Below are 17,334 nucleotides of genomic sequence, written 5' to 3' on the forward strand. Positions count from 1 at the left end.
GCGCCGACGATCACCCGGACGGCGTACGCCCCCGTCCGGGCGCACCGGGGAACCCGGACCGCCCGCCTCGCGTTGACCAGTACGGAAGGGTCCACTGGAGAGTGGAGCAGCACCAGGCAAAAGGGTTCCCCTGCCACATGACTTGGAGGGCGTACCGTGCACCGCCGGCACAACGGGCTCAGGACCGCCGTACTCCTCGGGGGACTGTCCGCACTCATCATCGCCATCGGCAGTTTCTTCGGCAGTACGGGTCTGATCATCGCGCTCGTCGTGGCGGTCGGCACCAACGCGTACGCATACTGGAACAGCGACAAGCTGGCTCTACGCGCGATGCGCGCCCGCCCCGTCAGCGAATTCGAGGCGCCGGAGCTCTACCGCATCGTCCGTGAGCTGTCGACGGCCGCGCGCCAGCCCATGCCGCGCCTGTACATCTCACCCACCCTGGCGCCCAACGCGTTCGCCACCGGCCGCAACCCGCGCAACGCCGCGGTCTGCTGCACGGACGGGATCCTCCAGATCCTGGACGAGCGGGAGCTGCGCGGCGTCCTCGGACATGAGCTGAGCCATGTCTACAACCGCGACATCCTGATCTCGTCCGTCGCCGGGGCCCTCGCCTCCGTGGTGATGTTCCTGGTGAACTTCGCCTGGCTCATCCCCGTGGGCCGCTCGGACGACGACGACAGCCCCGGCCTCTTCGGCATGCTCCTGATCATGATCCTGGGGCCGCTCGCGGCCTCGGTCATCCAGCTCGCGGTGAGCCGTTCACGCGAGTACGAGGCCGACGCGTCCGGCGCCCAGCTCACGGGCGATCCGCTCGCCCTGGCGAGCGCGTTGCGTAAGCTGGAAGCCGGAACGAAACAGCTTCCGCTGCCGGCCGAACCGCGGATCGAGACAGCCAGCCACATGATGATCGCGAACCCCTTCCGTCCAGGTCAGGGATTCTCGAAACTGTTCTCCACGCATCCGCCGATGGCGGAACGCATCGCCCGACTAGAACAGATGGCAGGTCCGCGAGCATGAAGACCATTCTGAACATTATCTGGCTCGTCCTGAGCGGTTTCTGGCTCTTCCTCGGTTACATGCTGGCGGGCGTTCTGCTGTGCATCACGATCATCGGAATCCCCTTCGGCGTGGCAGCCTTCCGTATCGGCGTCTACGCCCTGTGGCCCTTCGGCTACACGGCGGTCGACCGTCACGACGCGGGCGCGCCCTCGTGTGTCGGCAACGTCCTGTGGCTGGTCCTCGCGGGCTGGTGGCTCGCCCTCGGCCACATCGTCACCGGCATCGCCCAGTGCGTGACGATCATCGGCATCCCCCTGGGTCTCGCCAACTTCAAGCTGATCCCGCTCTCCCTGATGCCCCTGGGCAAGGAGATCGTCTCCACGGACCAGCCCTTCACCGCCCGCTGACGGAGCGCCCCCCCGCTGACGGAGCGCCCCCCCGCTGACGGAGCGCCGCCCGCTGACGGGCGGCGGCGGAGCCGACGGTCCGACGGACCAAGCGCGCCCTATCGGGGCTGTTACCGAATGCGGACGTATGCCTCAGGGGATGCGGGGTAGTTGATCACTCAGCATCAGGAGTCCGTCCGGCCGTGCCCCGCACCCGGCCCGGCTGCTGAGCACCGTCACCATCGCAACCACGGCCCGCCTCTGCGGCGTCATTGAGGGCGATACCGCAAGAAAGGCAGGTTCAGGGCATGGGTGTCATCAGCTGGATCATTCTCGGACTGCTCGCCGGCGCCGCCGCCAAGATTCTGCTGCCCGGCAGGGACCCCGGCGGGCTGATCGGGACGACCCTCATCGGGATCGCGGGGGCCTTCACCGGGGGCTGGATATCGGCCACCTGGCTCGACCGGCCGATCAGCAACGACTTCTACGACGGGGCCACCTGGGTCGCCGCCATCGGGGGCGCGCTCGTCCTGCTCATCGCGTACCGGCTCCTCTTCGGCCACTCACGGTCCCGCTGACCCGGCGCGAGCAGGGGGCGGCGGGCGGTCTCAGCCGCCGGAGCGCGGGGAAGGGTCCGTCAGGCCCGTCTCGCGCAGGGTGATGTTGAGCCGGCCGCCGCTCATCCCCGTCGCGGGGCCGGCCGTCCCCGGATACACCTTCGGCACCCCGTGGTACGCGAAACGCGACTCCCCTCCGAAGACGAAGAGGTCACCGGAGGTGAGTCGCACATCCGTGTACGGACGGCCCCGGCGCTCCGGGTTGCCGAAGCGGAAGACACAACTGTCGCCGATGCTCAGGGAGACCACCGGCGCAGTGGACCGCTCTTCCTTGTCCTGGTGCATCCCCATCCTGGCGTCGCCGTCGTAGAAGTTGATCAGCGCCGTGTCCGGGGCGTACGCGGTGGCGGCGGCCGGATACCCGTACGTGTCCCCGTACGCGTCGGCGAGCGCCGCACGCCCCAACTCGGCCAGCCAGGACGGGAACTCCGCGACCCGCGCGCCGTTCACATCACCCGCGCTCCGCGTGTACCGGTAGGGCTGCCAGTGCCAGCCGACACACACCGTCTGTACGGACATCACGCCACCGTTGGGCAGCACCGTGTGCCTGATCGGCACCGGCCCGCGCGCCCATCCCCGGCAGATCGCCACCAACTCCCGCTGCCGTTCGGCCGGCAGCCAGCCCGGGACGTGCACGGCCCCGGGCGCGAGGACGGTCCGCGTCCGGTCCGCCGCGGACGGTTCCGGGAACAGCCCGTCCCCGCCCGTTCCGTCGCCCGTGACGCCTTCTCCCGCCGCACCGGCACTCATGCCGTCAGCGCGCCCTCCAGGCCGAGGAGCCGCTCCTTGGCCTCCAGCCCGGCCGCGTACCCCCGCAGCGCCCCGTCCGCGCCGATCACGCGGTGACACGGCCGCACGACGAGCAGCGGGTTGCGGCCGATCGCCGTCCCCACGGCCCGTACCCCCGCGCCGGACGCGCCGACCCGCGCCGCGATCTGCCCGTACGTCACCGTCACGCCGTACGGAACGCCGTCCACCGCGGCCCAGACCCGGCGCTGGAACTCCGTACCGCCGACCGCGTACTCGATGTCGAAGCCCGTCGAGGCGCCGCTGAAGTACGCCCCGAGCTGCCCCGCGACCCCGGCGAACGCCTCGGGTGCGCGGACCCAGCCGTCCTGGACGACCGCGGCGCCCTTCTGGCCCGGCAGGGAGAGCGAGGCGAGCGCCACACCGTCCCGCGCCGTGGCGGACTCCACGCCGGCCAGGAGCACTTCGCCCAGCGGACTGTCGACCGTGGTGTACAGGACGGTCGCGCTCACGGTCGCGGTGTTCAAGGCCGCGGTCTTCGCGGGCGCCGCTCTCAAGGTGACTGTCATCACTGTTCCTCTCCTCGCGGTGCGTTCGACGACCGCTCGGCAACGACCGCTCAGTGACGAGTCTGCGCCCCCGGAACCCGCCGAGCTGGCGGAATTCGGACACCGCACCCATTCTCCGGGCGCGGTCCCCGAACCGCCGTCCTCAGCGGTAGTTGACGAACTGGAGCGCGAAGTCGAAGTCGTGCCCCTTCAGCAGGGAGATCACGGTCTGGAGGTCGTCACGGCTCTTCGAGCTGACCCGCAGCTCGTCGCCCTGCACCTGCGCCTTGATGCCCTTGGGGCCCTCATCGCGGATGATCTTCGCGACCTTCTTGGCGTTGTCCTGGGAGATGCCCTCCTCGATCGACGCGAAGATCTTGTACTCCTTGCCGGACAACTGCGGCTCGCCGGCGTCCAGCGCCTTCAGCGAGATGCCGCGCTTGATCAGCTTGGACTGGAAGACGTCGAGGATCGCGCTGACCCGCTCCTCGGAGTTCGCCTGCATCAGGATCTTCTCGCCGGACCAGTCGATCGAGGCCCCCACGTTCTTGAAGTCGTAGCGCTGCGAGATCTCCTTCGCGGCCTGGTTGAGGGCGTTGTCGATCTCCTGCCGCTCGACCTTCGAGACGATGTCGAAACTGGAGTCGGCCATGTCCTGTGGCTCCTTGTATCGGTCGGTCTGCCTGTATGGGTGCTGCCGTGCTGCCGGTGGTCGCCGGGCGCGGTTGAGGCGCTGCCGACGCCGTCACCGCCGCCGTAAAGCCTAGTCACCCGGGACCGCCCCGGGCGCGGAAGAATCCGGTGGCGGAGCACCCCCGGGCATCGGGTATCGTTTACGTCGTTGCCAAGGAGCACCGCCCCGAAAAGGGCGGCTCGGACGGTAGCGACATCCCATGGCGGTGTGCCCGAGTGGCCAATGGGAGCGGACTGTAAATCCGCCGGCTTAGCCTTCCCAGGTTCGAATCCTGGCGCCGCCACGCGAGCGAGATGGCCCCTTCTTCACGGAAACGTGCGGAAGGGGCCATTCCCGTATGCCGGCCGCCGTCAGCCGCCGTTGGCCGCAGCCTTCGCCGCGTCCGCCACCGGGACCGCGCCCCCGATCAGCTCCAGCGTCAGGCCCGCCGTGCCCGGTGTCTCCAGCAGGGCCGCCAGCACCGCCGCCACGTCGTCACGCGGCACCGCGCCCCGCCCCGTCGACTCCGCCAGCGTGACCAGGCCCGTCCCCGCGTCGTCCGTCAGCGCGCCCGGCCGCAGGACCGTCCAGTCCAGCGCGGACCTCGACCGTACGGAGGCGTCCGCCTTGCCCTTGGCGCGCTGGTACGCGTCGAAGACCTCGTCACCCTGGTGGTCCGCGTCCGCGCCCATCGACGAGACGACCACGTGGCGGCGTACGCCCGCGCGCTCCGCCGCGTCCGCGAAGAGCACCGCCGCGCCGAGATCCACCGTCTCCTTGCGGGCCGCGCCGCTGCCGCCGCCCGCACCCGCCGCGAACACCGCCGCGTCCGCGCCGGCCAGCACCTCCGCCACCTCCTCGACCGAGGCCGACTCCAGGTCCAGGACGACCGGTTCGGCGCCCGCGGCCCGCAGTTCCTCCGCCTGACCCGGGTTGCGGATGATGCCCGCCACCCCGTGTCCGCGCGCGGCGAGCAGACGCTCCAGCCGCAGCGCGATCTGACCATGTCCTCCGGCAATCACGATTCGCATGGTCACGACCGTACGTCGCGATGCCGCCCCCCGCCGCACGGGCGCGCCTCGGAGCCTGTCGGGTGACCTCTGACCGGGCGGCGACGCCCTGGACGCACGCCTCCGGTTCACGGACCCGTGCCCGGCCGGCCCTGGCGCGGCAGCTCCGGCGCGCCCGACTCGGCCGAGTCGCAGTACTCCCGTACCGCGCTCGTCCGCGCCACCACCCGCCCCCGGTGGATCACGATCCTGCTGTACGCGAGCGACAGCACCCCCTCGATCCGCTCCCCGCGCACCGCCAGCAGCTCCGCGGGGAAGCCCGGCTCCACCCGCACCTCCGGCAGTCCCATCGCCGCCCGCGCCGCCCCGCTCACCGCGCCGTACGCGTCCGCCGCCCGTACCCCGCCCTGCGAGGCCAGCAGATAGGCGGCCTCCAGCGGATCCCCGCGCCCCACCGGGTTCGACACGTCCCGCAGCGCCCCGCCGCCCGCGGCGAGCCGTACGCCCGCCGCCCGCAGCAGCCGTACGGGGGCCACGCCGCGCGCCCCGGCCGGCCGCTCCGTGCCGCGCCGCTCCACGCCCCCGCAGCCGCCCTGCGGCAGGCAGACCACCGTCACCCCGGCCGCCGCCAACTGGTCCGCCGCCCGCGCCGCCACCTCGGCGGGCAGCGCGGCCAGCCCCGCGCACGGACCGAGCGTCACCCCGGCAGGCACCGCGCCCGCCAGCGCCGCGAGCCGGGCGAGCCGGGCCGGCTCGGCGCCCTCCGTGTGCAGGTCGACGGGGCAGCCGTGCTCCGCGGCGATCTCCAGCACCGCCTCCACGTACCCCGTCGGATCGGGATCGAGGTCCGGGCAGCCGCCCACCACGCCCGCGCCCATCGTCACCGCGTCGCGCAGCATCGCGAGCCCGTCGGCGCCCGCGAGCCCGGTCAGCAGCCGGGGCACGGCCACGGCGGTCAGATCGGCCAGCCCGCGCAGCGAGCGCCGCGCCTGGAGGACCGCGGCGAGCCGGCCCAGCTCCTGGGCGTCGCCGATCCGTACGTGGGAACGCAGCGCGGTCGCGCCGTGGCCGAGCTGGAGGAGCGCGGCCTCGGTGGCGCGCCGCTGCACGTCCTCGGAGGTGTACGGGACGGGGCTGCGAGCGGCGCGGTCGGCGGTGAGAGCGGTGTCGCTGTGGGCGTGCGGCTCGGCGGGGGCGGGCAGCAGCAGATAGCCGCCGAGGTCCACGCGCGCGGCGCCGGCGCCCGGCGGGAGGCTGCCCGGCGTGCCCACGGCCTCGATCCGGCCCCCGCCGATCCGTACGTCGACGGTGCGGCCGTCGGCGAGCCGGGCGCCGCAGAGCACGAGCGAGGGGGTGTCGGCCATGGCTCCGTCGGGCGGCCGCGGCTGGCTGTCGGGCATCGGGCTCCTGGGGGAGGTGGTCCGCGCGGCGTGCAAGATCACGGAGCGCGGAGCCGAGCCTAGGGGCGCCCCGGCCGGGCTTCGCGGAGGAGCGGAATAGTCGTACCGGTGAGCCCACGGGTGGCCGGTACGCCCCCTGTCGGAACCGTGCCGGAAGAGCGCCGCATCCGGCTTCGGACCCTTGCCGGAAGCGTGCCGCATCTCACTCCGGACCCGTACCGGATCCGGCTCCCTGGCCGGGCAGGAAGTGGCGTGCGACACGGGGCGGGACACCTGGGGCGACGGGCCAGGAAACGGATTTGGGCGATCGGCGGGCGACCGTGTAATGTCTTCATCGCTCGCCCCAATAGCTCAGTCGGTAGAGCGTCTCCATGGTAAGGAGAAGGTCTACGGTTCGATTCCGTATTGGGGCTCAGATGTTCGGTGATCCTCGCCTTCGGGCGAGGAGATCCAGCATCGAAGCGGTGTAGCTCAGTCGGTAGAGCAAGCGGCTCATAATCGCTGTGTCACCGGTTCAAGTCCGGTCACCGCTACACGAAAGTAGCCGATTGTGGGGTCGGTCCTTCGATCGGCTACTCTTTTATGCGTTCATCTGTTCATCATCCGTTGTCCGTCCAAGGAGCACTCACGTGGCTGCCACCGACGTCCGCCCGAAGATCACGCTGGCCTGCGTGGAGTGCAAGGAGCGGAACTACATCACCAAGAAGAACCGGCGTAACAACCCGGACCGTCTTGAGATGAAGAAGCATTGCCCGCGCTGCAACTCGCACACCGCGCACCGCGAAACGCGCTGAATCAGGCTCGTATGCGAGGCCGTCCCCGGTTGGGGACGGCCTCGCGTCGTTTGTTGTGGTCACCTACATCTGTTGTGGTCCTACATCAGGGAGGGAGCGAGTCAGTGGCGCTCGATCAGTCCTTCGTGGGGCGGAGCTATCCGCCCACCGCGCCGTACGAGGTCGGCCGGGAGAAGATCCGTGAGTTCGCCGAGGCGGTGGGCGACCCCAATCCGGCGTACACCGACCCGGAGGCCGCCAAGGCGCTCGGGCACACCGATCTGATCGCCCCGCCGACCTTCGTGTTCGCGATCACGTTCAAGGCGGCCGGTGAGGTCGTCGCCGACCCGCAGCTCGGTCTGGACTACAGCCGGGTCGTCCACGGCGACCAGAAGTTCGCGTACTCCCGTCCCGTGCGCGCGGGGGACCGGCTGAGCGTCACCTCCACCATCGAGGCGATCAAGTCCCTCGCCGGGAACGACATCATCGACGTACGCGGCGAGGTGCACGACGAGGCCGGCGAGCACGTGGTGACCGCGTGGACCAAGCTGGTGGCGCGCGCCGCCGAAGGGGCGTGAGAGCGATGACCGCGAAGATCGGTTACGACGACGTCGAGGTCGGTACGGAGCTGCCGGCACGGAGTTTCCCCGTGACGCGGGCCACGCTGGTGCGGTACGCGGGCGCCTCCGGGGACTTCAACCCGATCCACTGGAACGAGAAGTTCGCCAAGGAGGTCGGCCTCCCCGACGTCATCGCCCACGGCATGTTCACCATGGCCGAGGCGATCCGCGTGGTGACCGACTGGGCCGGCGACCCGGGGGCCGTCGTCGAGTACGGCGTCCGCTTCACCAAGCCGGTCGTCGTGCCCGACGACGGGACCGGCGCGCTGGTCGAGGTCAGCGCGAAGGTCGCGGCCAAGCTGGAGGAGGGCCGGGTCCGCGTGGACCTGACCGCCATGAGCGCGGGGCAGAAGGTGCTGGGCATGGCCCGCGCCGTTGTCCGGCTCGCCTGACGCACGCACCACCGGTCTTCAGGCCGCCGGTCTTCGAACCACCGGCCTTCAAGCCCGCAGGTAAGGGGCGCCCGCAATGGACGGGCGCCCCTTACGCTTGTGCCCGTGCACGCACTCCACGACGCCCCTCTCGCCCCCCTGACCACCTTCCGCCTCGGTGGCCCCGCCGCCCGGCTCCTCACGGCCGTCACCGACGACGAGGTGATCGCCGCCGTACGGGAGGCGGACGACGCGGGCACCCCGCTCCTGATCATCGGCGGCGGCAGCAACCTGGTCATCGGCGACCGGGGCTTCGACGGCACCGTCCTGCGCATCGCGACCAAGGGCTTCACGCTCGACGGTACGGCGCTTGAGCTGGCCGCCGGTGAGGTCTGGAGCGACGCCGTCGCCCGGACCGTCGAAGCGGGCCTCGCGGGCGTCGAGTGCCTGGCCGGCATCCCGGGCTCGGCCGGCGCCACCCCGATCCAGAACGTCGGCGCGTACGGCCAGGAGGTCTCCACCACCATCACCGAGGTCGTCGCGTACGACCGTGACGCCCGCGAGACCGTGACGCTCACCGGCGCCGAGTGCGGCTTCTCGTACCGCCACAGCCGCTTCAAGCAGCACCCCGGGCGCTGGGTGGTGCTGCGGGTCCGCTTCGGCCTGGAGGACGCCGGCGGGCTCTCCGCCCCCCTCAAGTACGCCGAGACCGCCCGCGCCCTCGGTGTCGGGCCCGGCGACCGGGTCCCCGCCGCCACGGCCCGGGACACCGTCCTCAAGCTGCGGGCCGGCAAGGGCATGGTGCTCGACCCGGAGGACCACGACACCTGGTCGGCGGGGTCGTTCTTCACCAACCCGATCCTCACCGACCTCCAGTACGCGGAGTTCGTCGCGCGCGTCAGGGCCCGCCTCGGCGACGACGTGACACCCCCCGGCTTCCCGGAGGGGGAGGGACGCACGAAGACCTCGGCGGCCTGGCTGATCGACCGCGCCGGCTTCACCAAGGGGTACGGCACGGGCCCGGCCCGGATCTCCACCAAGCACACCCTCGCCCTCACCAACCGGGGCGCCGCGCGTACGGAGGACCTGCTCGACCTCGCGCGCGAGGTCGTCGCCGGGGTGCACGACGCCTTCGGGATCACCCTCGTCAACGAACCGGTGACGGTGGGCGTCAGCCTCTGACGGAGGCACGGGGTTACGGGGATACGGAGCTCAGGCGGCCAGCCAGGCGTCGATCCCGGACAGCAGCTTCTCCCGCACCCCGCCCGGCGCCGCCGACCCCCGTACCGACTGGCGGGCCAGCTCGGCCAGTTCCGCGTCGCTGAAGTTCTGGTGGATCCGCGCCAGTTCGTACTGCGCCGCCAGCCGGGAGCCGAAGAGCAGCGGGTCGTCCGCGCCCAGCGCCATCGGGACCCCGGCGTCGAACAACGTGCGCAGGGGGACGTCCTCGGGCTTCTCGTAGACGCCCAGCGCGACGTTCGACGCCGGGCAGACCTCGCAGGTCACCCCGCGCTCCGCGAGCCTGCGCAGCAGCCGGGGATCCTCCGCGGCGCGGACGCCGTGCCCGATCCGGGAGGCGCTCAGGTCGTCCAGGCAGTCCCGTACGGACGCCGGCCCCGTCAGCTCGCCGCCGTGCGGCGCGGCCAGCAGCCCGCCCTCCCTGGCGATCGAGAAGGCCCGGTCGAAGTCCCTGGCCATGCCGCGGCGCTCGTCGTTGGAGAGCCCGAAGCCGACCACGCCCCGGTCCGCGTACCGCACCGCGAGCCGGGCCAGGGTCCTGGCCTCCAACGGGTGCTTCATCCGGTTCGCCGCGACCAGCACCCGCATCCCGAGCCCGGTCTCCCTGGAGGCGGTGTCCACGGCGTCCAGGATGACCTCCAGCGCCGGGATCAGGCCGCCGAGGTGCGGGGCGTACGAGGTGGGGTCGACCTGGATCTCCAGCCAGCCGGAGCCGTCCCGTACGTCCTCCTCGGCGGCCTCGCGCACCAGCCGCTGGATGTCCTCGGGCGCCCGCAGGCAGGACCGGGCGATGTCGTACAGCCGCTGGAAGCGGAACCAGCCGCGTTCGTCGGTGGCGCGCAGCTTCGGGGGTTCGCCGCCGGTCAGCGCGTCGGGGAGATGGACGCCGTATTTGTCGGCGAGCTCCAGCAGCGTCGAGGGCCGCATCGAACCGGTGAAGTGGAGATGCAGATGAGCCTTGGGCAGCAGGCTGATGTCACGAACCGCAACCATGCACCCTCCGTAACTGTTACGCTCCGCTCTGTGCTGTGAGGCACCGGGCAGGGCTTGTCCGTCATGAGGCCGTGGAATGCGGCCGAGTGAGAAGCCCCCTGTGGCAGGGGGAGGAGTCACCCATAGATCCTGCCGTAAAGATCTATGCACAGGCAGCCGGATTCACCGAACGAGCGCTTGCCTGAACACGTAAGCGGGTCCCCGGCTCGGCCGGAGACCCGCTTACGCGCCGATCCGAAGGTCAGTCCCTCGCCTCGGCCAGCAGCTTCTGGAGGCGGCCGACGCCCTCGGCGAGATCCTCGTCACCGAGCGCGTAGGAGAGCCGCAGATACCCGGGCGTGCCGAACGCCTCGCCCGGGACGACCGCGACCTCGGCCTCGTCCAGGATCAGCGCGGCCAGCTCGACGGAGGTCGCCGGGCGGGTGCCGCGGATCTCCTTGCCCAGCAGGGCCTTCACCGACGGGTAGACGTAGAAGGCGCCCTCGGGCTCCGGGCAGAGCACGCCGTCGATCTCGTTGAGCATCCGGACGATCGTCCTGCGGCGCCGGTCGAAGGCGGTCCGCATCTCGGCGACCGCCTCCAGGTCGCCGGAGACGGCGGCGAGGGCGGCGGCCTGTGCGACGTTGGAGACGTTGGACGTGGCGTGCGACTGGAGGTTGGTCGCGGCCTTGACGACGTCCTTGGGGCCGACGACCCAGCCGACCCGCCAGCCGGTCATGGCGTACGTCTTGGCCACGCCGTTGACGACGATGCACTTGTCGCGCAGCTCGGGGACGACGGCGGGCAGCGAGGTGAAGACGGCGTCGCCGTAGACGAGGTGCTCGTAGATCTCGTCCGTCAGCACCCACAGACCGTGCTCGACGGCCCAGTGGCCGATGGCCTCGGTGTCGGCCTTGCTGTAGACGGCGCCCGTCGGGTTGGACGGGGAGACGAAGAGCACGACCTTCGTACGCTCCGTACGGGCGGCCTCCAACTGCTCGACGGAGACGCGGTAGCCCGTGGTCTCGTCGGCCACGACCTCTACCGGGACACCGCCGGCCAGCCGGATCGACTCGGGGTACGTCGTCCAGTACGGAGCCGGGACGATGACCTCGTCGCCCGGGTCCAGGATGGCGGCGAACGCCTCGTAGATGGCCTGCTTGCCGCCGTTGGTCACGAGGACCTGGGACGCGTCGATCTCGTAACCGGAGTCACGCAGCGTCTTCGCGGCGATGGCGGCCTTCAGCTCGGGGAGTCCGCCGGCCGGCGTGTAGCGGTGGAACCTGGGGTTACGGCAAGCCTCGACCGCGGCGTCCACGATGTAGCCGGGGGTCGGGAAGTCGGGCTCGCCCGCGCCGAAGCCGATCACCGGACGTCCGGCGGCCTTCAGGGCCTTGGCCTTGGCGTCCACGGCGAGGGTCGCGGACTCGGAGATCGCGCCGATGCGGGCGGAGACCCGGCGCTCGGTGGGAGGGGTTGCAGGGCTCATGGGGCCCATGGTCCCAGACCGGAAACCTCCGCGGCACACAGGTTTCGCCCAGCGGTTCCCCGGACGTCCCGTGAGGCTCCAGGGGAAGCTGTTCGACGCGCGGCCCATGAGCACGTACACTCACTGGTCGTTGGCCTTCAGCTCCGAAGCCGCACCGGGCACTCCGTGCATCCGGTCGGATGCGGTAGGTTGAGGGAGAACACAAAGGGTCGTAGCTCAATTGGTAGAGCACTGGTCTCCAAAACCAGCGGTTGGGGGTTCAAGTCCCTCCGGCCCTGCTACACACACCTTCGCCAGGATGTGTGCGCATGTACGTACATTCAATGCATCGCCGTGCGGCTCCCCCGGGCGCGGCACGGTCACGACCCGGAATCAGGTGAGAGAGAGTGGCGGATGCCGTGGGCTCCATCGACAAGCCTGATGCCGACGATGAGTCCGCCGAGTCGAAGAAGCCCCGCAAGGGCGGAAAGCGCGGCAAGAAGGGCCCCCTGGGCCGTCTCGCGCTCTTCTACCGACAGATCGTCGCCGAGCTGCGCAAGGTCGTCTGGCCGACTCGCAGCCAGCTGACGACGTACACCACCGTGGTGATTGTCTTCGTGGTCGTCATGATCGGTCTGGTGACCGTGATTGACTATGGCTTCCAGCAAGCAATCAAGTACGTCTTCGGCTGATCCCGCGAAGGGCGCCCGGTGCGGCGCCCCTTTCGCGTGTTCCACCCATTGAGCCAGGAAGAAGCAGCCACCGTGTCTGACCCGAAACTGAACGACGCCAGCGAGTCGGTGGAGTCCCGAGAGGACCAGACCGACATCGTCGAGGCGGCGGACGCTGTCGAGCCAGACCAGGCCGAAGCCGCTGACGTGGCCGCGGGCGAGCCGGCCGAAGAGGCCGCGCTGCACGTCGAGGACGAGACCGAAGAGGCTGCCGAGGACTCCGCGGAAGCGGACGACGAGGCCGCTGACGACGAGGCCGAGGACGAGGCGGAAGCTGTCGCCGAGGCCCCGGTCGACCCGGTCGCCGCCCTCCGTGAGGAACTCCGGGGGCTGCCCGGTGAGTGGTACGTGATCCACACCTACGCGGGCTACGAGAAGCGCGTGAAGGCCAACCTGGAGCAGCGCGCCGTCTCGCTCAACGTCGAGGAATTCGTCTATCAGGCTGAAGTCCCCGAGGAAGAGATCGTCCAGATCAAGAACGGCGAGCGTAAGAACGTCCGCCAGAACAAGCTTCCCGGGTACGTCCTGGTCCGCATGGACCTGACGAACGAGTCCTGGGGCGTCGTCCGCAACACCCCCGGCGTCACCGGCTTCGTGGGCAACGCGTACGACCCGTACCCGCTGACCCTGGACGAGATCGTCAAGATGCTCGCCCCGGAGGCCGAGGAGAAGGCCGCCCGAGAGGCCGCGGAGGCCGAGGGCAAGCCCGCGCCGTCGCGCAAGGTCGAGGTCCAGGTGCTGGACTTCGAGGTCGGCGACTCCGTGACCGTCACCGACGGCCCCTTCGCCACCCTCCAGGCGACCATCAACGAGATCAACGCGGACTCGAAGAAGGTCAAGGGCCTCGTGGAGATCTTCGGTCGCGAGACCCCGGTCGAGCTGAGCTTCGACCAGATCCAGAAGAACTGATCCTTCTTCCGGAACATCTACTTCCGACAGGTCAGACAGGGGTTCGCACCTGTCTGACCTGTCGGTTTTTGGCCGTACGGCTATACCCGTTATCGTTGTGCGGTATGCCTCCATCCGGATGACCGGACGGCGGGCTGAAAACTCTCAAATGGACCCGGAGAGAGCAATGCCTCCCAAGAAGAAGAAGGTCACGGGGCTTATCAAGCTCCAGATCAGTGCCGGCGCGGCCAACCCGGCTCCGCCGGTCGGCCCCGCGCTGGGCCAGCACGGCGTCAACATCATGGAGTTCTGCAAGGCCTACAACGCCGCGACCGAGTCGCAGCGTGGCATGGTCGTGCCGGTGGAGATCACGGTCTACGAGGACCGTTCCTTCACCTTCATCACCAAGACTCCGCCGGCCGCCAAGCTGATCCTCAAGGCCGCTGGTGTGGACAAGGGCTCCGGCGAGCCGCACGTCAAGAAGGTCGCGAAGCTCACCCGCGACCAGGTGCGCGACATCGCCACGACCAAGATGCCCGACCTGAACGCCAACGACCTGGACGCCGCCGAGAAGATCATCGCCGGCACCGCCCGTTCCATGGGCATCACGGTCGAGGGCTGACCCAGCAGGGCACACCCCAGTGGGAGGGCCGAGCGCGGCCCGCACCACGAACTCCACACCTGAAGAAACACCAGGAGAAGAAGTGAAGCGCAGCAAGGCTCTCCGCGGCGCGGACGCGAAGATCGACCGGGAGCGTACGTACGCCCCGCTCGAAGCCGTCCGTATCGCCAAGGACACCACCTCCACCAAGTTCGACGGCACCGTCGAGGTGGCCATGCGTCTGGGCGTCGACCCGCGCAAGGCCGACCAGATGGTCCGTGGCACCGTGAACCTCCCGCACGGCACCGGCAAGACCGCCCGGGTCCTGGTCTTCGCGACCGGTGACCGCGCCGAGGCCGCGCGTGCCGCGGGCGCCGACATCGTCGGCGCCGACGAACTGATCGACGAGGTCTCGAAGGGCCGTCTGGACTTCGACGCCGTCGTCGCCACCCCGGACCTCATGGGCAAGGTCGGCCGCCTCGGCCGCGTCCTCGGCCCGCGTGGTCTGATGCCGAACCCGAAGACCGGCACGGTCACCCCCGATGTCACCAAGGCTGTCAACGACATCAAGGGCGGAAAGATCGAGTTCCGCGTCGACAAGCACTCGAACCTGCACTTCATCATCGGCAAGGTCTCCTTCGACGAGACGAAGCTGGTCGAGAACTACGCCGCGGCGCTGGAGGAGATCCTCCGTCTCAAGCCGTCCGCCGCGAAGGGCCGCTACATCAAGAAGGCCACCCTGGCCACCACGATGGGCCCCGGCGTGCCGCTGGACGCCAACCGCACCCGTAACCTCCTCGTCGAGGAGGACCCGGCCGCCGTCTGATTCCGACGGCAGCCGCGGGTCGCACCGCACGTCTGAAAGCCGGGCCCCGCACCTCTCCGGAGGTGCGGGGCCCGGCTTTCGCGCTGACGGCTCCAGTCGGTTCCCAGGGCTTCCACCAGGGCCTCTGCCTGCTGTGCCCGCGGATATTCCGGGCGGCACTGTCAGAGGCAGGCTGTAGAGTCGCGGAACATCTGAAACACCTGTGTCATTCCTGTGGGGGGAATCATGAACTCGATGTACCGGACCGCCGCGGCGACCGCGCTCGGCGGTGTGCTGCTGTGCTCCACCGTGGCCTGTTCGTCCACGCAGTCCACCGACTCGGCCGCGTCGCCTTCCGCCTCCTCGTCGTCGGTCGGGATGAGCCCGGTGGCCGCGATCAAGCGGGCCTCCGACAAGAACGAGAAGATCACCTCGCTCTCCTACACGATGGAGGGGAAGGTCCCGGGGGAGGGGACCGTCAAGGGCGACGTGGCGATGAGCATGAAGCCGCCGGCCATGCGGATGAAGATGGCGGGCGAGCTGGAGGGTGAGCAGCAGGAGATCGAGATCCTGCTCACCTCCGACGGCATGTACATGGGTGGTGACAGCGCCGCGGCGGACCCTGAGATGGACGGCAAGCGCTGGCTCAAGTTCCCCATGGGCTCGCTCGAAGAGATGTCCGCCCAGGGCGGGGAGAACCCGCTCGGCGCGATGTCCAGCCAGGTGGACCGCAACCCGGCGGACGAATCCGCTTCGCTCGCCCTCGCCGAGGACCTGAAGAAGGTGGGCGAGGAGAGCGTCGACGGGGTGAAGACCACGCACTACACGGGCTCGCTCCCGCTCAGCGCCATGCAGGAGGAGCTGAAGGGCCTGGACGCGGAGACGAAGAAGAAGCGCGAGAAGAGCCTCAAGGCGTACGAGGACATGGGCATCGACAAGCTGACGATGGACATGTGGATCGACGGCAGCGACCGCACCAAGCAGTTCCGTACCCGGGCGACCACGAAGGCGGGGCCGCTCGACATGACGATCAAGTTCGTGGACTACAACAAGCCGGTCGAGATCAAGGCGCCGCCGGCCTCCGAGGTGGCCGACCTCGGCGAGATGATGAACGGGTCCGAAGCGAGCTGACCGGCTCGATTTGGCGTACCCGCACGTACTCACGTACTCTTCCCCAGAAGCCAAAGACCGCTGGTCGTTGCCGTGGACTCGTAAGAGGGTGCGGTGGCCGAAGGATCCGCTAGCTGCGGACGACCCGCGCAGGTGACTGTGGAAAGCTCCCGGATCCCATTCGGTCGAGCTACGCCCCGTGCGCCTGCGCCGGGGCGTTTCGTTTTGCCCAGCCCCTTCTGAGCGGTCCTCATCACCCGGAAGGAGGCCGACGCTCATGGCAAGGCCCGACAAGGCTGCCGCGGTAGCCGAGCTGGCGGATCAGTTCCGTAGCTCGAACGCCGCCGTGCTGACCGAGTACCGGGGTCTCACCGTGGCGCAGCTCAAGGAGCTGCGTCGTTCTCTCGGTGAGAACGCCCAGTACGCCGTGGTGAAGAACACGCTGACCAAGATCGCGGCCAACGAGGCCGGGATCAACACGCTGGACGACCTGTTCGCGGGTCCGACGGCGGTTGCCTTCGTCACCGGTGACCCGGTGGTGTCGGCGAAGGGTCTTCGTGACTTCGCCAAGGACAACCCCAATCTCGTCATCAAGGGCGGTGTCCTTGACGGCAAGGCGCTCAGCGCCGACGAGATCAAGAAGCTCGCGGACCTCGAGTCCCGTGAGGTTCTGCTTTCCAAGCTGGCCGGTGCCATGAAGGGCAAGCAGTCGCAGGCTGCCGCTCTCTTCCAGGCGCTTCCGTCGAAGTTCGTCCGTACCGCGGAAGCTCTTCGTGCCCAGAAGGAAGAGCAGGACGGTGCCGGTACGCCGGCCCCCGTCGAGGCCGACTCCGAGTAATCACGCTCGGTCCCGGGTGATCACACCCGGTCGGTCACAGCGGGCCGGTTACGCCCGCGGAACTGTACATACGGCACCAGCCGAATTAGTGGAAGGACCGCCATCATGGCGAAGCTCACCCAGGACGAGCTGCTCGCGCAGTTCGAGGACATGACCCTTCTCGAGCTCTCCGGCTTCGTGAAGGCCTTCGAGGAGAAGTTCGACGTCACGGCCGCCGCCCCGGTCGCCGCTGCCGCCGCCGGTGGCGCCGCTGTCGCCGCCGAGGCCGAAGAGGTCCAGGACGAGTTCGACGTCATCCTCACGGGTGCCGGCGAGAAGAAGATCCAGGTCATCAAGGTCGTGCGCGAGCTCACCTCCCTGGGCCTCAAGGAGGCCAAGGACCTCGTGGACGGCGCCCCCAAGCCCGTCGTCGAGAAGGTCGCCAAGGAGGCCGCCGAGAAGGCTGCCGAGTCCCTCAAGGCCGCCGGCGCCTCCGTCGAGGTCAAGTGACCCCTCACGGGCCCGTCACCGGCCGCTGAGAGCCCCGCGAGGGGTT

General features: G+C 69.7%; 21 protein-coding genes and 4 tRNA genes. 18 read left to right on the forward strand and 7 right to left on the reverse strand.

Going from position 1 to position 17,334, the window contains the following annotated elements:
* The first annotated feature begins 156 nt into the window (after window positions 1–156).
* The 3 genes from htpX to ACFXPL_RS17490 all read left to right on the forward strand — a co-directional run bounded on the left by htpX (window position 157) and on the right by ACFXPL_RS17490 (window position 1,966).
* Window positions 157–1,020 carry a zinc metalloprotease HtpX gene (gene htpX / locus ACFXPL_RS17480; protein WP_384919499.1) on the forward strand — a complete coding sequence of 288 codons (864 nt, stop codon included), beginning with the start codon at window positions 157–159 and terminating at the stop codon, window positions 1,018–1,020.
* Entirely contained in the window at window positions 1,017–1,409 is a 393-nt protein-coding gene (locus ACFXPL_RS17485) for a YccF domain-containing protein (protein WP_384919502.1), read from the forward strand. Before htpX ends, ACFXPL_RS17485 begins: the two co-directional genes overlap by 4 nt.
* A gap of 287 nt (window positions 1,410–1,696) precedes the next feature.
* Window positions 1,697–1,966: a GlsB/YeaQ/YmgE family stress response membrane protein gene (locus tag ACFXPL_RS17490; RefSeq protein WP_384919505.1), complete on the forward strand. Its 270-nt coding sequence runs from the start codon at window positions 1,697–1,699 to the stop codon at window positions 1,964–1,966.
* A gap of 30 nt (window positions 1,967–1,996) precedes the next feature.
* Here the strand turns inward: ACFXPL_RS17490 and ACFXPL_RS17495 are convergent, their stop codons facing one another.
* The 3 genes from ACFXPL_RS17495 to ACFXPL_RS17505 form a co-directional block, all read right to left on the reverse strand.
* A complete protein-coding gene (locus ACFXPL_RS17495; protein ID WP_384919507.1) occupies window positions 1,997–2,755 on the reverse strand; it encodes an alpha-ketoglutarate-dependent dioxygenase AlkB family protein in 759 nt (252 codons plus the stop codon).
* A complete protein-coding gene (locus tag ACFXPL_RS17500; RefSeq protein WP_384919510.1) occupies window positions 2,752–3,321 on the reverse strand; it encodes a methylated-DNA--[protein]-cysteine S-methyltransferase in 570 nt (189 codons plus the stop codon). Before ACFXPL_RS17500 ends, ACFXPL_RS17495 begins: the two co-directional genes overlap by 4 nt.
* A gap of 142 nt (window positions 3,322–3,463) precedes the next feature.
* A complete protein-coding gene (locus tag ACFXPL_RS17505; RefSeq protein ID WP_384919513.1) occupies window positions 3,464–3,952 on the reverse strand; it encodes a YajQ family cyclic di-GMP-binding protein in 489 nt (162 codons plus the stop codon).
* Between the two features lie 243 nt (window positions 3,953–4,195).
* Here ACFXPL_RS17505 and ACFXPL_RS17510 point away from each other — a divergent pair.
* A tRNA-Tyr gene (locus tag ACFXPL_RS17510) sits at window positions 4,196–4,277 on the forward strand.
* 67 nt (window positions 4,278–4,344) lie between these two features.
* Here ACFXPL_RS17510 and ACFXPL_RS17515 read toward each other — a convergent pair.
* Both ACFXPL_RS17515 and ACFXPL_RS17520 read right to left on the reverse strand, forming a co-directional pair.
* Complete coding sequence (locus tag ACFXPL_RS17515) at window positions 4,345–5,004, reverse strand: SDR family oxidoreductase (RefSeq protein ID WP_384919516.1); 660 nt, start codon at window positions 5,002–5,004, stop codon at window positions 4,345–4,347.
* 107 nt (window positions 5,005–5,111) lie between these two features.
* Window positions 5,112–6,383 carry an amidohydrolase family protein gene (locus ACFXPL_RS17520; protein WP_384919519.1) on the reverse strand — a complete coding sequence of 424 codons (1,272 nt, stop codon included), beginning with the start codon at window positions 6,381–6,383 and terminating at the stop codon, window positions 5,112–5,114.
* Between the two features lie 340 nt (window positions 6,384–6,723).
* On the opposite strand from ACFXPL_RS17520, the gene ACFXPL_RS17525 reads away from it, so the two are divergent.
* From ACFXPL_RS17525 to ACFXPL_RS17550, 6 genes are all read left to right on the forward strand, one after another.
* Window positions 6,724–6,796, forward strand: a tRNA-Thr gene (locus ACFXPL_RS17525).
* A gap of 47 nt (window positions 6,797–6,843) precedes the next feature.
* A tRNA-Met gene (locus tag ACFXPL_RS17530) sits at window positions 6,844–6,916 on the forward strand.
* A gap of 96 nt (window positions 6,917–7,012) precedes the next feature.
* Window positions 7,013–7,177 carry a 50S ribosomal protein L33 gene (gene rpmG, locus ACFXPL_RS17535; RefSeq protein ID WP_003956487.1) on the forward strand — a complete coding sequence of 55 codons (165 nt, stop codon included), beginning with the start codon at window positions 7,013–7,015 and terminating at the stop codon, window positions 7,175–7,177.
* Between the two features lie 104 nt (window positions 7,178–7,281).
* Window positions 7,282–7,734, forward strand: a complete 453-nt coding sequence (locus ACFXPL_RS17540; RefSeq protein WP_384919522.1) for a MaoC family dehydratase N-terminal domain-containing protein — start codon at window positions 7,282–7,284, stop codon at window positions 7,732–7,734.
* Window positions 7,735–7,739: 5 nt separating this feature from the next.
* Entirely contained in the window at window positions 7,740–8,168 is a 429-nt protein-coding gene (locus tag ACFXPL_RS17545; protein WP_384919525.1) for a MaoC family dehydratase, read from the forward strand.
* 105 nt (window positions 8,169–8,273) lie between these two features.
* Entirely contained in the window at window positions 8,274–9,329 is a 1,056-nt protein-coding gene (locus ACFXPL_RS17550; protein ID WP_384919528.1) for a UDP-N-acetylmuramate dehydrogenase, read from the forward strand.
* 30 nt (window positions 9,330–9,359) lie between these two features.
* Here the strand turns inward: ACFXPL_RS17550 and ACFXPL_RS17555 are convergent, their stop codons facing one another.
* Together ACFXPL_RS17555 and ACFXPL_RS17560 are read right to left on the reverse strand one after the other, a co-directional pair.
* A complete protein-coding gene (locus tag ACFXPL_RS17555; RefSeq protein WP_384919531.1) occupies window positions 9,360–10,379 on the reverse strand; it encodes an adenosine deaminase in 1,020 nt (339 codons plus the stop codon).
* Window positions 10,380–10,620: 241 nt separating this feature from the next.
* Complete coding sequence (locus ACFXPL_RS17560) at window positions 10,621–11,847, reverse strand: pyridoxal phosphate-dependent aminotransferase (RefSeq protein WP_384919534.1); 1,227 nt, start codon at window positions 11,845–11,847, stop codon at window positions 10,621–10,623.
* 205 nt (window positions 11,848–12,052) lie between these two features.
* Here ACFXPL_RS17560 and ACFXPL_RS17565 point away from each other — a divergent pair.
* The 8 genes from ACFXPL_RS17565 (at window position 12,053) to rplL (ending at window position 17,288) form a co-directional block, all read left to right on the forward strand.
* A tRNA-Trp gene (locus ACFXPL_RS17565) sits at window positions 12,053–12,125 on the forward strand.
* A gap of 108 nt (window positions 12,126–12,233) precedes the next feature.
* Window positions 12,234–12,518, forward strand: a complete 285-nt coding sequence (gene secE, locus ACFXPL_RS17570) for a preprotein translocase subunit SecE (protein ID WP_384919537.1) — start codon at window positions 12,234–12,236, stop codon at window positions 12,516–12,518.
* Window positions 12,519–12,590: 72 nt separating this feature from the next.
* Window positions 12,591–13,466 (forward strand): transcription termination/antitermination protein NusG, encoded by an 876-nt coding sequence (gene nusG / locus ACFXPL_RS17575; protein ID WP_384919540.1) that lies wholly within the window; start codon window positions 12,591–12,593, stop codon window positions 13,464–13,466.
* Window positions 13,467–13,632: 166 nt separating this feature from the next.
* Window positions 13,633–14,067 (forward strand): 50S ribosomal protein L11, encoded by a 435-nt coding sequence (rplK, locus tag ACFXPL_RS17580; protein WP_023539372.1) that lies wholly within the window; start codon window positions 13,633–13,635, stop codon window positions 14,065–14,067.
* Between the two features lie 82 nt (window positions 14,068–14,149).
* Window positions 14,150–14,872 carry a 50S ribosomal protein L1 gene (rplA, locus tag ACFXPL_RS17585; RefSeq protein WP_384919544.1) on the forward strand — a complete coding sequence of 241 codons (723 nt, stop codon included), beginning with the start codon at window positions 14,150–14,152 and terminating at the stop codon, window positions 14,870–14,872.
* Window positions 14,873–15,097: 225 nt separating this feature from the next.
* Window positions 15,098–15,982 (forward strand): DUF1396 domain-containing protein, encoded by an 885-nt coding sequence (locus ACFXPL_RS17590; protein ID WP_384919548.1) that lies wholly within the window; start codon window positions 15,098–15,100, stop codon window positions 15,980–15,982.
* Window positions 15,983–16,238: 256 nt separating this feature from the next.
* The gene (gene rplJ / locus ACFXPL_RS17595) at window positions 16,239–16,799 is read left to right on the forward strand and encodes a 50S ribosomal protein L10 (RefSeq protein WP_384919551.1); all 561 of its coding nucleotides are present in this window, start codon (window positions 16,239–16,241) and stop codon (window positions 16,797–16,799) included.
* Window positions 16,800–16,904: 105 nt separating this feature from the next.
* Entirely contained in the window at window positions 16,905–17,288 is a 384-nt protein-coding gene (rplL, locus tag ACFXPL_RS17600) for a 50S ribosomal protein L7/L12 (RefSeq protein ID WP_384919554.1), read from the forward strand.
* The last annotated feature ends 46 nt before the right edge of the window (window positions 17,289–17,334 follow it).

The sequence above is a fragment of the Streptomyces sp. NPDC059092 genome (genome assembly GCF_042756365.1).
Taxonomy (GTDB): Bacteria; Actinomycetota; Actinomycetes; order Streptomycetales; family Streptomycetaceae; genus Streptomyces.